Origin of the sequence: Acinetobacter sp. YH12137, assembly GCF_013418535.1 — a bacterium.
Classification (GTDB): domain Bacteria; phylum Pseudomonadota; class Gammaproteobacteria; order Pseudomonadales; family Moraxellaceae; genus Acinetobacter.
This window is the reverse complement of the sequence record NZ_VPBW01000051.1, coordinates 1-14,895: the sequence shown is the minus strand read 5'-3', so window position 1 is coordinate 14,895 and position 14,895 is coordinate 1. Positions and strand designations below refer to the sequence as shown.

12 protein-coding genes, 1 tRNA gene and 1 pseudogene are annotated in these 14,895 nt (G+C 44.1%); 10 read left to right on the top strand and 4 right to left on the bottom strand.

Annotated elements, in window-relative coordinates; genetic code table 11:
- A pseudogene (locus FTU72_RS15125) lies at positions 1-131 on the top strand (IS4 family transposase); the annotation flags it as partial.
- 63 nt (positions 132-194) lie between these two features.
- Here FTU72_RS15125 and uvrA read toward each other — a convergent pair.
- Positions 195-3,026, bottom strand: coding sequence for an excinuclease ABC subunit UvrA (gene uvrA, locus FTU72_RS15120; protein WP_004781551.1), 2,832 nt, complete (start codon positions 3,024-3,026; stop codon positions 195-197).
- A gap of 293 nt (positions 3,027-3,319) precedes the next feature.
- On the bottom strand, positions 3,320-3,991 hold the full coding sequence (gene tenA, locus FTU72_RS15115) for a thiaminase II (RefSeq protein WP_180053080.1): 672 nt from the start codon (positions 3,989-3,991) through the stop codon (positions 3,320-3,322).
- 222 nt (positions 3,992-4,213) lie between these two features.
- On the opposite strand from tenA, the gene FTU72_RS15110 reads away from it, so the two are divergent.
- The 4 genes from FTU72_RS15110 (at position 4,214) to ssb (ending at position 8,671) form a co-directional block, all read left to right on the top strand.
- The gene (locus tag FTU72_RS15110) at positions 4,214-5,305 is read left to right on the top strand and encodes a DUF475 domain-containing protein (RefSeq protein WP_004781554.1); all 1,092 of its coding nucleotides are present in this window, start codon (positions 4,214-4,216) and stop codon (positions 5,303-5,305) included.
- Between the two features lie 182 nt (positions 5,306-5,487).
- Positions 5,488-6,546, top strand: coding sequence for an RNA-guided endonuclease TnpB family protein (locus FTU72_RS15105; RefSeq protein WP_004781556.1), 1,059 nt, complete (start codon positions 5,488-5,490; stop codon positions 6,544-6,546).
- A gap of 124 nt (positions 6,547-6,670) precedes the next feature.
- On the top strand, positions 6,671-8,035 hold the full coding sequence (locus FTU72_RS15100; RefSeq protein WP_034170221.1) for an MFS transporter: 1,365 nt from the start codon (positions 6,671-6,673) through the stop codon (positions 8,033-8,035).
- Between the two features lie 51 nt (positions 8,036-8,086).
- The gene (gene ssb, locus FTU72_RS15095) at positions 8,087-8,671 is read left to right on the top strand and encodes a single-stranded DNA-binding protein (RefSeq protein WP_159123705.1); all 585 of its coding nucleotides are present in this window, start codon (positions 8,087-8,089) and stop codon (positions 8,669-8,671) included.
- 69 nt (positions 8,672-8,740) lie between these two features.
- Here ssb and FTU72_RS15090 read toward each other — a convergent pair whose 3' ends face one another.
- Positions 8,741-9,205 carry a hotdog fold domain-containing protein gene (locus FTU72_RS15090; RefSeq protein WP_166136870.1) on the bottom strand — a complete coding sequence of 155 codons (465 nt, stop codon included), beginning with the start codon at positions 9,203-9,205 and terminating at the stop codon, positions 8,741-8,743.
- A gap of 139 nt (positions 9,206-9,344) precedes the next feature.
- Here FTU72_RS15090 and FTU72_RS15085 point away from each other — a divergent pair, with 139 nt between their 5' ends.
- The 5 genes from FTU72_RS15085 (at position 9,345) to FTU72_RS15065 (ending at position 14,392) form a co-directional block, all read left to right on the top strand.
- Entirely contained in the window at positions 9,345-9,989 is a 645-nt protein-coding gene (locus tag FTU72_RS15085; protein ID WP_171521866.1) for a TetR/AcrR family transcriptional regulator, read from the top strand.
- Positions 9,990-10,140: 151 nt separating this feature from the next.
- A complete protein-coding gene (gene ahpC / locus FTU72_RS15080) occupies positions 10,141-10,704 on the top strand; it encodes an alkyl hydroperoxide reductase subunit C (protein ID WP_005232609.1) in 564 nt (187 codons plus the stop codon).
- A gap of 244 nt (positions 10,705-10,948) precedes the next feature.
- Complete coding sequence (locus FTU72_RS15075) at positions 10,949-11,827, top strand: pirin family protein (RefSeq protein ID WP_180012427.1); 879 nt, start codon at positions 10,949-10,951, stop codon at positions 11,825-11,827.
- A gap of 414 nt (positions 11,828-12,241) precedes the next feature.
- Positions 12,242-13,549 carry an FAD-dependent oxidoreductase gene (locus FTU72_RS15070; RefSeq protein WP_125279600.1) on the top strand — a complete coding sequence of 436 codons (1,308 nt, stop codon included), beginning with the start codon at positions 12,242-12,244 and terminating at the stop codon, positions 13,547-13,549.
- A 3-nt stretch (positions 13,550-13,552) separates the two neighbouring features.
- The gene (locus tag FTU72_RS15065; RefSeq protein WP_159123709.1) at positions 13,553-14,392 is read left to right on the top strand and encodes a cyclopropane-fatty-acyl-phospholipid synthase family protein; all 840 of its coding nucleotides are present in this window, start codon (positions 13,553-13,555) and stop codon (positions 14,390-14,392) included.
- 81 nt (positions 14,393-14,473) lie between these two features.
- Here the strand turns inward: FTU72_RS15065 and FTU72_RS15060 are convergent.
- Positions 14,474-14,549, bottom strand: a tRNA-Thr gene (locus tag FTU72_RS15060).
- Positions 14,550-14,895: the final 346 nt, after the last annotated feature.

Below are 14,895 nucleotides of genomic sequence, written 5' to 3'. Positions count from 1 at the left end.
GTTGGACAGTTCAACGTTTACTCAGAATAATTCAAGTGAATTTGTTTGAAAGAAGAACTTTAAAAGCTTTATTTTCACCCGATAAAATACCCATAAAACAAGAGGAAGCTCATTTGAGCTTCCTCTTATGAAAAATTGTGGGACAGCAATGGGGCACTCTCTCCTTTTTCAAAGGAGGATTGGAGAGAATAAAATTACTTCAATAACGGCTTTAAGAATTTCCCTGTATGTGAAGCCTTAACTTTCACAACATCTTCCGGAGTACCTTCCGCGATAATCATACCGCCACCCGCACCACCTTCAGGCCCAAGGTCTACCACCCAGTCTGCAGTCTTGATCACATCCAAGTTATGTTCAATCACAACAATGGTATTCCCTTTATTGCGTAGCTCATGCAGGATGTCCAGCAGCTTGGCAATATCATGGAAATGCAGACCAGTGGTTGGCTCATCCAGGACATACAGGGTTTTACCGGTATCCCGTTTGGCCAGCTCACGTGCCAGTTTTACCCGTTGTGCTTCACCACCAGAAAGGGTCGTCGCTGACTGACCTAAACGGATATAGCCCAGACCAACCTGATGCAAGGTTTCCAGACGACGATGAATCACTGGAATCGCATCAAAGAAATGCATGGCATCTTCAACGGTCATCTGCAATACATCAGAAATATTCTTGCCTTTGTAGTTCACTTCCAGCGTTTCACGGTTATAACGCTTGCCATGACAGGCGTCACACGGCACATACATATCCGGCAGAAAGTGCATCGCTACCTTAATCATGCCATCACCTTCACAGGCCTCACAGCGTCCGCCTTTCACGTTAAACGAGAAACGGCCAGCGGTATAACCACGCGCTTTGGCTTCCGGAGTCTGTGAAAACAGTTCACGAATTGGAGTAAACAAACCGGTATAAGTTGCTGGGTTCGAACGTGGCGTACGGCCAATCGGGCTCTGGTCAATATCAACCACTTTATCCAGAAATTGCAGACCATCAATTGAGTCAAACTTCTCAGCAGTTAGCGTGGTTGCACCATTCAGCTGAGTCGCTGCTAGTGGCAACAGAGTCCGGTTAATCAACGTAGATTTACCAGAACCTGAAACACCGGTGACACAAGTCATGATTCCCAATGGAATGGTCAGATCGACTTTCTTCAGGTTATGCCCGGCAGCACCCATCAATTTGATCTGTTCTTCCGGTTTTGGTGGCTGAACCCGTTTTTTCGGCACTTCAATTTTCAGTTTGCCAGACAGATATTTACCAGTCAGGGAATCTTTATTTTCAGCGAGTTCCTGATAGGTACCTTCTGCAATCACATGGCCACCATGCACACCGGCACCCGGACCAATATCAATAATATGGTCTGCAGCACGAATTGCATCTTCATCATGTTCGACCACTAAAACAGTATTACCGAGGTCACGTAAACGAATCAGGGTTTGTAACAGGCGATCATTATCACGCTGATGCAGACCAATCGAAGGCTCATCCAGTACATACATCACACCCATGAGGCCGGCACCAATTTGTGAGGCCAGACGGATACGCTGTGCTTCACCACCAGACAGGGTTTCAGCAGAACGGGACAGGCTCAAATAGTTCAGACCGACAGATACCAGGAAGTGCAGACGCTCACGGATTTCCTTAAAAATCTTGTCCGCAATTTCACCACGCGCACCTTCCAGATTAATACCTTGATAATAGCTCTCGGCATCGCCAATCGACATGCGAGTAACGTCGGCAATGGTCTTGTCCAGAATTTTCACATTACGTGAGATTTCATTCAGACGTGAACCATCACAAGCATCACAAGCGGCATTGGATAGATACTGCGCCAGATCATCACGCACATAATTGCTTTCAGTTTCGCGGTAACGGCGTTCCAGATGCGGCAAAATACCTTCAAATGGCATCACCCGGTTATGACGACGACCACGTTCATCAATATAGCTCAGGTCAATTTTTTCTTTGCCGGTACCGTAAAGGAATTTCTTCTTGGTGTTGGCATCCAGTTCATTCCAAGGCGTTTCTAGAGAAAAACCGAAATGCTCGGCTACTTTTTGCAGCATGCCATAATAATACGGACGCTGACGATCCCAGCCACGAATCGCACCCTGGCTAATGCTGACCTCCTGATTGGGAATCAGTTTGTCTGCACTAAAATGGCTACGGGTACCCAAACCATCACAGACCGGGCAGGCACCGAAGGGATTGTTAAATGAAAACAGGCGTGGCTCCAGTTCAGCGACAGCGCGGTCACATTCCGGACAGGAGTGTTTGGCAGAAAACACGCGATCATCATTTTCGCCTTTCATCCAAGACAAAATCGCGATATCACCACCGAGACGCAGTGCAGTTTCAAAACTTTCTGCAATCCGATTACCGAGATCATCACGTACCTTAAAGCGGTCAACCACGACTTCAATAGTATGTTTTTTCTTTTTGTCCAACTCGGGTGGCGGATCAATTTCCATGATCTCGCCATCGACACGTGCACGCACAAAGCCTTGGCTTTGCAGTTGTTCAAATAGCGCTGTGTACTCACCCTTACGTTCACGCACGACAGGCGCTAGCAATAACAGTGCAGTACCTTCTTCCAGTTCTTTAACCGCATCGACCATTTCAGTTACGGTCTGTGCCACCATAGGCAGGTCGTGTTCCGGACAGTAAGGTGTACCTACGCGTGCGTAAAGCAGACGTAAATAGTCATAGATTTCGGTAATGGTACCTACAGTCGAACGCGGATTATGGCTAGTCGATTTCTGTTCAATAGCGATGGCTGGGCTTAGGCCCTCAATCGAATCAACTTCCGGCTTTTCCATTTGCGAAAGGAATTGACGCGCGTAGGCAGACAGAGATTCTACATAACGGCGTTGACCTTCCGCATATAACGTATCGAATGCCAGTGAGGACTTACCTGAACCAGACAGTCCCGTAATCACCACAAACTTGTCGCGTGGAATATCAAGGTTCACATTTTTCAGGTTATGGGTACGTGCACCTCGAATACGGATGTGACTTTGGCTCATGCAATGATCCTAGAAAATTCATCAAAAACCTTTATATGATACCGAATGAAAAATGTTCAAGTGCAAATAAAAGTATTTTAAACGTCAAGTTGTGTCGGATATTGGTCAAAAGATCAGTACTAAAGCAACTGGGGGAAAATGTAGATTAGATTTGCTCTTTTCCAAACATCTAATAGATAAAATTTCATGATGCATAACGACATCAAAATTAGCTTCACTTTCCATCATTTAGAGTTTGGTTTAAAAATAAAAAAGCCCTGCATTGGACAGGGCGTAGTCAATAGAAACTAAAATTAATCATCCAGACCTGGCCACTGGCGCTGTTCATAAGCACTGTCCCAGAACAACCATTCCAGACGTGCTGCATAGGTATAGGCCTGATGCATTTTTTCTAGAGTATCGGCATCGACCCGTGCTGCCACTCGATCCACAGTAGCAATTACATTGCGTACCGCCGTATGAAAATCTTCACCGGCATAGGTATCAATCCAGGCCTGATACGGATTATTCGGCGCCGCCTTATCGACAATATCCTTACCGACTTCTGCATAGATCCAGAAACATGGCAAGAGGGTAGCCAGAACCACCGGATAACTTTCTGCCCAGGCTGTTGCCTGTAAATAAGAGGTGTAATGATGGCTGGCCAGAGTCAAAGGTGTATTTTCAAATTGGGTTTTGCTGATGCCAAAATCCTGCATAAAGCCATCATGCAGGCTACGTTCGACTACAATAGCAGTTTTAGCGGCTTCACTGAACTGGATTACGTCATCTGCTTCAAAAGCTTTGGCTGCACACACCGCCAGTGCACGGCCATAGGCCAGTAAATAATGCGCATCCTGAATCACATAATGACTAAAAGCTTCACGGCTTAATGTTCCCTGCGCCAGCTGCTGGTTAAAAGGCAGCGCCAATGTCTTTTGATAAAGTCCGAGATTACGTTGCCATACGTCTTGAGAGAAACTCATACTGAAATCCTTAGCAGTTGAAGTCAAAATATCCAGCACTATAGCAAAGATGAATCTGTTTAAAAGATCAGCAAATCTGAAAAGCAGAAAATACCTAAAAATGGTTCAGGAAGTGCTTTGGTTTATGCGGCAAAAGTTTCATAATTGGGACAACTTTTAGTCTTAGTATTTCTCTACGTTTAAAGAAATGCATTTAATGAAATTTATCTAAGGTCGATATATATGTTGAAACACTTTGGTTTCTCAATCGTATTTTCGATCGTGTGTCTTGGTTTGTCTGCTTATTGGGGATTTACCCATGGTCCGGAAGCGGGCCTGCAAACCATGTTCACAGCACTGACCATCACCGCTATTCTGGCGATTATGGAAGTGTCGTTGTCGTTTGATAACGCGGTTGTCAATGCATCCGTCCTGCGCGGTTGGGATCATTTCTGGAAAATGATTTTCCTGACAGTCGGGATTCTGGTTGCAGTTTTCGGGATGCGTCTGATTTTCCCGGTGGTCATTGTGGCCGTGACTGCGGATATGGGCTTTATGGAAGTGGTGCAGCTCGCCTTAAATGCACCCAAAGAATATTCGGCCAAACTGATGGCACATCATGCCGAGATTTCTGCCTTTGGTGGTGCCTTCCTGATGCTGGTGTTCCTGAATTTCTTCCTGGATGAAGAAAAAGATACCCACTGGTTCCGCATGCTGGAACGCCGTCTGGCGCATCTGGCAAACGTTCCGGCGATGTCAGTCTTTATTACCCTGATTGCTTTATTAATCATGGATTTCCAGGTCGAAGAAGCGAAACGTTTGGATGTTATTCTGGCCGGGATCTGGGGGATCGTGATTTATATCGGCGTACAGGTCCTAAGCCATATGCTAGGCGGGGAACCGGAGGTAGATGAAGAGGGTAATGCCGTTCGTCACGATGCTGAAGGTGTACCGACTGGCGTGGTAAAAGCCGGCTTTGGTGGCTTTCTTTACCTGGAAGTGCTGGACGCATCTTTCAGTTTTGACGGTGTAATCGGTGCCTTTGCGATTACGTCTGACGTGGTAATCATCATGTTAGGCTTGGCCATCGGTGCGATGTTCGTGCGTTCGATGACCATTTACCTGGTCGATAAAGGCACGCTGGATGCCTATATCTATTTGGAACATGGCGCGCACTATGCGATTGGTGCTCTGGCATTTATCATGCTGGCAAGCAGTACCGGTGTACATATTCCTGAAGTGGTAACTGGTCTGATCGGTGTGGCTTTCATTATCTGGGCAGTCATTGCTTCGATTCAATATACCAAGCGTCAGTTATTAAAAGCAGGCAAATAGCCCCGTGATCGCTGAACAGAAGCGTAGCTCCGGCTACGCTTTTTTATCCATTGGAGCGTAAAACCTCGTGGTTCAGCACGAGGATATAAGCGACTGGAGTAAACCACATGAACGACACGAAATGTCGTTTTAAATACTTGTACTATAGTCACTATTAAGAAAAATACTGTTAAAATAATTGGATGAAGACACTCAAATTACGCATAAAAGACAAACATTGCAAGGTGCTAAATCAGTTAGCATCCGAAGTAAATTTTGTTTGGAATTATGTCAATGATTTGTGTTTTAAACATCTTCAAAAAAAACAACAATTCTTTTCAGCATACGATATTGCAAAATACACGAAAGGCACATCGAAAGAATGCAACTTGCACAGTCAAACTATTCAGGCAGTGACAGAAGAATTGGTCACAAGACGCAAGCAGTTCAAAAAAGCAAAACTAAAATGGCGTGTCAGTAATAAAAAATCAGCTAGACGTTCACTAGGTTGGATACCGTTTAAAAAGGTTGCAATCAAATATGCTGATGGCTGTGTTCAATATGGTAAACACCAATTCAAGTTATGGGATAGTTACGGTTTAAGTCAATACAGGGTTAAAACAGGCTCATTCGTTGAAGATAGCCGAGGCCGTTGGTATGTATGTCTTGTAGTTGACAATGCTAAAACAGAGAAAACCACCGCTAAAACCTCAATTGGCATAGATTTAGGTTTAAAAGATTTAGCCACTTGTTCAGATGGTGTAAAACTTAAAGCCCCTCAAATCTATCGGAAATATGAACAAAAACTTGGTATTGCTCAACGTGCAAAAAATAAAAAACGAGTGAAAGCAATTCACGCCAAGATTAAAAATGTAAGACAAAACATGCTGCATCAATTCAGCCATAAACTAGTAAAAGAACATGCAGCAATCTTCGTTGGCAATGTGAATGCCAAAGCATTAGCGCAAACCAAACTAGCCAAGTCTGTGTTAGATGCCAGTTGGACAACACTAAGAACCATGCTCAAGTATAAATGCGAGAACGCAGGGGTATGGTATGAAGAAGTCAATGAAGCCTATACCACCCAAACTTGTTCGTGCTGTGGCTCACGCTCCAGTAGTCCGAAAGGTAGAGCAGGTTTAGGAATAAGAGAGTGGCAGTGTGGTGAGTGTGGTAGCTCATGGGATCGGGATGTAAATTCCGCACTGAATATTCTTGCGCTCGGGCATGAGCGTCTAGCAGTAGGAATCCCCTTGCTTTAGCTGGGGGAGGATGTCAATTTTCAGATAGTCCTCATCTTTATTTCAAATAAAATTCATGCATTCCTTTGAGCGGAATGGCCTATAATCTACGCATCAAGATTAACTAACTCGATCGCCAGACTTTATGATGAATGCCTTAGAACGTCGCTCGACCTTTGCCCTGAGCAGTATTTTCGCACTGCGCATGCTGGGGTTGTTTATGATCATCCCTGTATTCTCTGTAGCGGGGCAGTCATATGAATATGCTACGCCGGCACTGATTGGTCTGGCGGTGGGTATTTATGGCCTGACACAGGCCATTTTGCAGATTCCGTTTAGCCTGATCGCGGACCGCTATAGCCGTAAGCCACTGGTGGTTTTGGGCTTGTTGTTATTCGCTCTAGGTGGCGCGATTGCTGCAATGTCTGACACCATTTATGGCGTGATCATCGGTCGTGCGATTGCTGGTGGCGGGGCAGTTTCAGCAGTGGTGATGGCCCTATTGGCCGATGTGACCCGTGAAGAAAACCGCATGAAAGCCATGGCGGTGATGGGCATGAGTATCGGCCTGTCCTTTGTGGTGGCCTTTACCATGGGGCCGTGGGTGACAGGACTGGTCGGCATTTCCGGTCTGTTCTGGGTGACCACCGTAATGGGCTTGGCTGCGATTGCGATGTTGTTGATGGTCCCTAAAGTTACCCGTCATCATAAAAATTTTCAGCAGGGCTATCTGGAGCAGCTAAAACAGGTCCTGAAAATGGGGGATCTGAACCGTCTGCATATTTCAGTATTTACCCTGCATTTGCTGCTCACAGCCATGTTTATTTATGTGCCATCGCAACTGATTGAAGTTGCTGAACTGCCATTATCGAGCCATGGTTGGGTCTATCTGCCGCTGCTGGTCGTCAGTCTGTTTTTTGCCTTCCCGAGCATTGTACTGGCAGAGAAATATCGCAAGATGCGCAGTATTTTCCTGACAGCGATTGGCGGGATTATTCTGGGTCTGTTGATCATGATTTTTGGCTTTGAATCCAAATATGTGCTGATCGGTGGATTGGGATTATTCTTTATTGCTTTTAATGTCATGGAAGCCTTACTGCCCTCCTGGCTATCCAAAGCAGCCCCGATTCAATCCAAAGCCACTGCGATGGGCGTGAATGCCAGTAGTCAGTTCCTGGGCGCATTCTTTGGCGGGATCATTGGTGGACAATTGTTGTTACTCAACAACACTTCGCTCGGTTGGAGTATTTTATCGGCAATTGCTATAATTTGGCTGCTCATGAGTTTTGGGTTGGCTCAACCACGCTATCTTTCATCGCTCGTGCTTCGTCTGCCAGAGAGTAAACAAACAGATGAATGGACTTCTCAACTTTTGGCGATTCGTGGTATTGAAGAGGTTGTGGTCATGTCTGAACAGCAAGTCGCCTTTGTAAAGGTCGATAAACAGCAGGTTGATGATGTTTCGCGACAACAATTAACGCACTTGTTAGGTAAAGAGGTAGCCATTTAAACATAACTCTTATAAAGTAAAATATAGAAATAAATAGGAAGTGTACGTCTGATGCGTGGTGTTAATAAGGTCATTTTAGTTGGTACTTTAGGTCGAGATCCTGAGACCAAAACTTTCCCAAATGGTGGTTCTCTCACTCAATTCTCTATCGCAACCAGCGATTCATGGACTGATAAAAATACGGGCGAACGTAAAGAGCAAACCGAATGGCACCGTATTGTGCTGCATAACCGTTTAGGTGAAATTGCACAGCAATATCTGCGCAAAGGTTCTAAAGTTTATATCGAAGGTTCATTACGTACCCGTCAATGGACAGATCAAAGCGGTCAAGAACGCTACACAACGGAAATCCGTGGTGAGCAAATGCAAATGCTGGATTCTGGTCGTCCACAAGGCGAGCAGGGCGATAACGGGTTTAACCAGCCACGTTTTAATAACAATAACCAGGGTGGCGGTTATAGCAATAATTCACAAGGTGGTTATGGCTCAGCGCCTCAGCAAGGCGGTTTTAACAATAATCAAGGCAGTGGTTATGGCAACAATAACCAAAATAACCAGGGTGGTTATGCGCCGAAGTCTGCACCTGCTCCAGTAGCAGCACCTGCAGCTGATCTGGATGATGATCTTCCTTTTTAATCCCGACATTAAAAGGTAAATCATCATCAAAACCCGCCATTTGGCGGGTTTCTTCATCTATAGAACTTTTTATTTTTTCACCGAGACCCACATGGTGATCACCGCCCGAAACACAACTTCTTCTGTAGTATCTTTAATTTCTACATTGACCAGATAATCGCTGCCTTCATTCCATATAAAGTTAGGCTCGGCGGGTGTCGCAATCGCAACCAAGTCAGTAGTAGCTTTTTTGACATATTCGACCTGCATGCCTTTAGGAATCCAGCGATGGGTCTTTGGAACGGTTGCATCGGTCATGGTACCGCCTGCCAGTTCAGCCATGTTACACATGGCAATCGCGTGTACAGTGCCTAAATGATTCAGTACGGCACGATGTTTCTTAATGCTCACTGCACAATAACCAGGCTTTAAATCTTCAAACAATGGAGAAATACTGCCGAAATAAGGTGCTTTTAGACAAAGTAATTTAGAAAAAAGATATTTACCGGCTGGCTTATTTTCTAAGCTTTTCCAGATTTTTAGGGCTTGGCTCATTTATAACTTCCTGTATATTATTTTTTAATCAGAATAATATTCTCATACAGAATATTATTCTGTATTGGCGCATCTGACAAAAACCAGACATCAGGCTGCCAGCCTGCTTTTAAAAATAGAGAGGATTTAAATATTAAAGATGCAAAACATGGAATTGCTGGAAAGGATTTTTAAGGGAAGACGGGCTTTACTCAAACGTCAGATTCTGGAATACGCATTGACAGAGTTTCTGCGTACAGGCATTGCTGCGACTACGATTGAAATGATCCGTGATCAGGCCGATACCAGTATCGGGGCGATTTATCATCATTTTAAAAACAAGGAGGGGATCATTGCGGCACTATATATTGCAGCGCTCACAGATCAGTCAACGCAGCGTTTGCAGGCTCTGTCACAAGTTCAGGGTATTGAACGAGGTATACAGGCGGTTATTCAGAGTTATATCGATTGGGTTGTAGCGTATCCTGATTTTGCCCGCTTTCTTTATGCCGCGCATCATACAGTTCAAAGCAGTGACTTCGGAGAAGAATTGCAGCAGTCGAATCAGCAGCGCAATCAGGACTTACAACAATGGCTGGCTCAGCAGGCAGATATCGGGCAATTACAAGCTGTTCCCTTAGAACTGCTTATGTCACTGATCATTGGACCCACTGAAAGTTATTGCCGGAGCTGGTTATCTGGTCGAGTTCAAACTTGCCCTAAATACTATGCAGCAGCCTTAGCAAAATCGGCCTGGCAATCTATACAGCATTTTCAAGAAAGTGAAGCCGCCAAAATCGATTAAACAAATCAGAAAGATAAAAATAAAAGGAATTATAAATCTAAAAAACCGATAGTTTTTATGAAAAGTTACGGTTTTACCTGTTGGTGGTTTTTGCGTATTCTTAACTACATCAAATGAACACACACTTTCACGAATAGATAGGAATAGACTTATGAGTTTAATCAATACTGAAGTTAAGCCATTCAACGCAACTGCTTACCACAATGGCCAATTTATTGAAGTGTCTGAGCAAGACATGAAAGGCAAATGGTCTGTAGTATTTTTCTATCCTGCTGACTTCACATTTGTTTGTCCAACAGAATTAGGCGATCTTGCTGATCAGTATGCTGAATTCCAGAAACTGGGCGTAGAAATCTACTCAGTATCTACAGACACGCACTTCACGCACAAAGCTTGGCATGACACCTCTGACGTAATTGGTAAAATCCAGTACCCAATGATCGGCGATCCAACCTGGACTTTGGCGAAAAACTTTGAAGTGCTGATTGAAGCTGATGGTCTGGCGGATCGTGGTACTTTCGTGATCGATCCAGACGGTAAAATCCAGATCGTTGAAATCAACGCGGGCGGTATCGGTCGTGACGCGCAAGAACTGCTTCGTAAAGTAAAAGCGGCTCAATATGTACACGCTCACCCAGGTGAAGTATGTCCTGCAAAATGGAAAGAAGGTGAAGCGACTCTTGCTCCTTCAATCGACCTGGTCGGTAAAATCTAATTCGATAACACTTTATCGAAATTAAAAAACCCAGCCCTCAGCGCTGGGTTTTTTATTATCTACTGCTCATGACTACCTAAATTAACGTCTTATAGCAAAGCTAAAGTTATAAGTAGCTACACAGAAATCTAAGAGTCGAACCGTCTTATATTTGAAATACTGCATTCTAGAAGTACGGTATTGATGACTGCTGATAAAGCTTAAAATGGCTGCATGTTCATCCTATTGTGTATAGGAGTAAAAGATGAAAAAAATTATTGGTGTTTACCGTAATCAAAACATGCACTGGGTTGGTGACGGCTTCCCGGTGAAAAACCTGTTTTCTTATGACCGTTTGGGGCAGGCCATTAGTCCATTTTTATTGCTGGATTATGCAGCGCCGTATCACTTTGCGCCAACCACTGAGCAGCATGGTGTAGGTTCACATCCGCATCGTGGTTTTGAAACTGTAACCTTGGCTTATCAGGGTGCAGTGACCCACCAGGACTCCAGTGGCGGTGGCGGTACGATTCAGACCAGCGATGTGCAGTGGATGACAGCGGGTGCAGGGGTGGTGCATGAAGAATTTCATTCTCCAGATTTTGCGCAAAAGGGCGGCCTGTTTGAAATGGTTCAACTCTGGGTCAACTTGCCAGCCAAAGACAAAATGACCGCGCCACGTTATCAGGCCATTACTGCAGCTGAGATTCCACGGATTGAAATGGATGAAGGTGCAGGACATATCCGGGTGATTGCCGGAGAATTCGGAGGTCATCATGGCCCTGCGCATACCTTTAGTCCGGTGAATGTCTGGGATGGCGAGCTAAAAGCGGAGTATGAAACTACGTTGCATGTACCTACCGGACATAATGCTTTGCTGGTTGTACTGGCGGGTGAGCTGGTGGTAAATGGCAGTCAAAAAGTCCTGGATAGCTCTATTGTGATGTTTGCGCGCGATGATGATCCTGAAATTCAGCTACAGGCCGATCAGGACACTAAATTTTTGCTTTTGACCGGTGAGCCGCTGAATGAACCTATTCAAGGCTATGGCCCATTTGTAATGAATACCAAGGAAGAAATTATTCAGGCATTTCAAGATTTTAATCAGGGTAAATTTGGTGAAATCGCGGTACAGGCCGAATAATACAGTCAGTCTTAAAACAAAGAAGCCTCTGCACAAGCAGAGGCTTTTTTTTCTAATGCGCTGGAATTTCTTGTCGTTTTTACGAGTTTCTTGGATAAATTCATTTTGTTTATCTCTATGAATTTATCTCTTTCTTGTGCTGCATATTATAGAGTGTTTTGCGGTCTTTGTAAACCGATGATTAAAAAATCGGTTAATTAAATCATTTGTTTTTTAAAGATTTATTTTTAAATATTTAAATATAATGGCGGTTTAAGTTACTCTATATAAAGACGTTTTTTGCTATTCAAAAAATGTAATTTATTTGTAAAGTTACGTTAACTCAGACTTACGAAAAAAAAGTATTCTGGAAGATTTTAATAACCTATTTGCCGAAAGCATGGTTCATAATTTCTTTTAGTTTTTCAATGACGGATGATCAGATTGGATATCGCAGTAATTGGTAGTGGCATGGCTGGACTGGCTACTGCCAGAATTCTTCAGGACGCAGGACATCGCATTACTATTTTTGAAGCGCTTCAAGGTCGCGGCATGGACAGTCATAGTCTCGAATTTGAAGGAGGCCTCATTGACGCACCTTTACGTGTGATGAATCCTTATCTGTGGAAAAATACCTTAAGTCTGGCGACTCATCTGGGCATTAAAACTTACCCGGTACGTACCTATATGGCCTGTAGCTGGCTGTTTGAAGACCGGGTAGAAACCTGGCTAACCACGTCACGTAGCCGGATTGGCAATATTCCGATTATCAATAACCGCAAAGGCATCCAGCAATATGGCTGGCGTCTGGTTAAAGGTTTGCTGCAACTCAAAACAGCCTTGGCAAAATTCTTTAAATCCAAAAATCAGGACATCAGCCTGGCAGAATTTATCAATCGCAATGAGATTGAAGAAGTGTTCTGGCATGGTGCGGTGATGCCGGTGCTGTATACCATCTGTACCTGTAATCCAAAAACCATTGGTGAATGGCCAGCCAAACCTTTATTGATTTTCCTGCGTCAGCTAACGGATGGTGATGCCTTATTACGTATGCAGGGCGGTACTCCGGCTTTGGTAGACAAGCTGATTGAAGGCATTCACATTGAAAGTGGTGCGCCGATCGTTTCGGTAAAAGAGCAGGGCGACAAAGTACTGGTAGAAAATGCAGCTGGTCTGTCGAAAACCTTTGATCGTGTGGTTGTGGCGACACCAACCAATCATATTGATGAATTCCTGGATCATGAACAGTTTGGCCGTGATATCGAGCTGTTAAAGAAATTCAAATTTGAACAGGGTGAATTGGTCATTCACCGCGATAGCAGCGTGATGCCACCGAAACGTAAGGATTGGGCTGTACTCAGCTATATGATGGATCGCAAGTTTACCCGTCAGCAATTTACGGTTTGGCTGAATGCGGTTGAACCGAGTCTGGTGGGTAAATCACCAGTATTCCAGACCTGGCGTCCTGTGACTGAGATTGATCCGAAAAAAGTGATTTCATCAGTGACCTTGACCCGTGCGGTAGTAGATGCCAATACCATCGCCCTCAATAAAGAATTACAGCATCGTCATCTGGAAATGAACCGTAAAGTGTTCTACTGCGGCTCATGGTCATCGGACGGTTTACCAATCTTGGAATCTGCAGTGACTTCTGCCATGAAAATTGCTGCAATTATGGGAGCACCGTTGCCATTTGAAGGACTTAAACCTAAGATCGAGGTAGCACCCCAACTCGGTTATTGATTGATGCAATGGTTTCAGGCACTTCGTCAGCGTCTTCCTCAACATAAATATGCAATTGATGCTTCGTTGCTGGGAGACCAGTCGCAGTTGCCCTGGAGCAATCTGGGTTATTGGCGGGAAGGGCAGCAGGATTATGTAGCTGCCTGTCGAACTTTGGCCGACCATTTGGCAGAAATGGTCGGTTTAAATTCAAAGGATAAATTGCTGGATCTGGGCTGTGGCCAGGGTGCCAGCCTGTTGCACTGGCAGCAACACTATCAGGTGCAATATCTGGCCGGTGTAGAACTTCAGCCTGCTTGTGTGGCGAATATTCAGCAACATTTACCTAATCTCAATGCCATCTATCCGGCTTCTTTCCTGCGTTTAAAAGACATGCATTTTTCCCAGCGCTTTGATGTGGTGCTATGTCTGGATGCTGCCTATCATAGTTCCGTTCCCGAACTTCTAGATCAGGTACGCAGTGTTTTGAACACCAATGCACGGATTGGCTTTCATCATCTGATCTTGTCTGAAAAATGGAACAGCTTGAATGCGCTGCAAAAGCGTAAATATCAGTTTCTGCTGACATCCGCCGATGTCAATTTAAAAAACCTGATGTTGAAAAATGAGCTTTATCATTGTTTGGAAAATTTTGAATTTAAGAATATTCAGATTGAAGATCTGTCCGAAGCGGTATTTTCAGGTTTTGCTGATTATGTAAATCAGAATTTAAATACAAAGAAATTGAAACAAAAAGGCAAAAGACTGGATCAGTTTAAAATCCAGATGACGGCAAAGCTTTGTCAGAAGTTATATCAGGATGGGATTGTAAGATATGTGCAGGTGACGGCACAGGCGATCTGAGTATTCAAGGCAAAAAACAGCTATATAAAAATGCCAAACCCAGAAACATCAAAGCCTCACTAAAAAGCGAGGCTAAGAAAATGGTGCCGGCACACGGATTCGAACTGTGGACCTACTGATTACAAGTCAGTTGCTCTACCAACTGAGCTATGCCGGCGTTGTGGAGTGCATTTTACAGATTTTTCTTAAGGGCGCAAGCCAAAAAATAACCGTTCAATCTTATAACCAATTTTTTATTGCTGATCATTGAATCATCTTCACTCAGGCATCTACATTTAAATCATGAAATTGCCCATATCAGTGATATGGGCAAGGATAAGGGGTTGATATTTAAAATCTATTATGAGTGAGTTAAAAGGGAATTATCTGCTTTTGAGAGACTGTAAATTAAATTGTGTAATTGCCTGAATTTGCTATGTTCATATTCACAACGGAGTCAGGCAACATGATGAACGAACAAAAACTAAAAGACCTTGCAGCAGAATTTGCTAAAGGAATCAAAA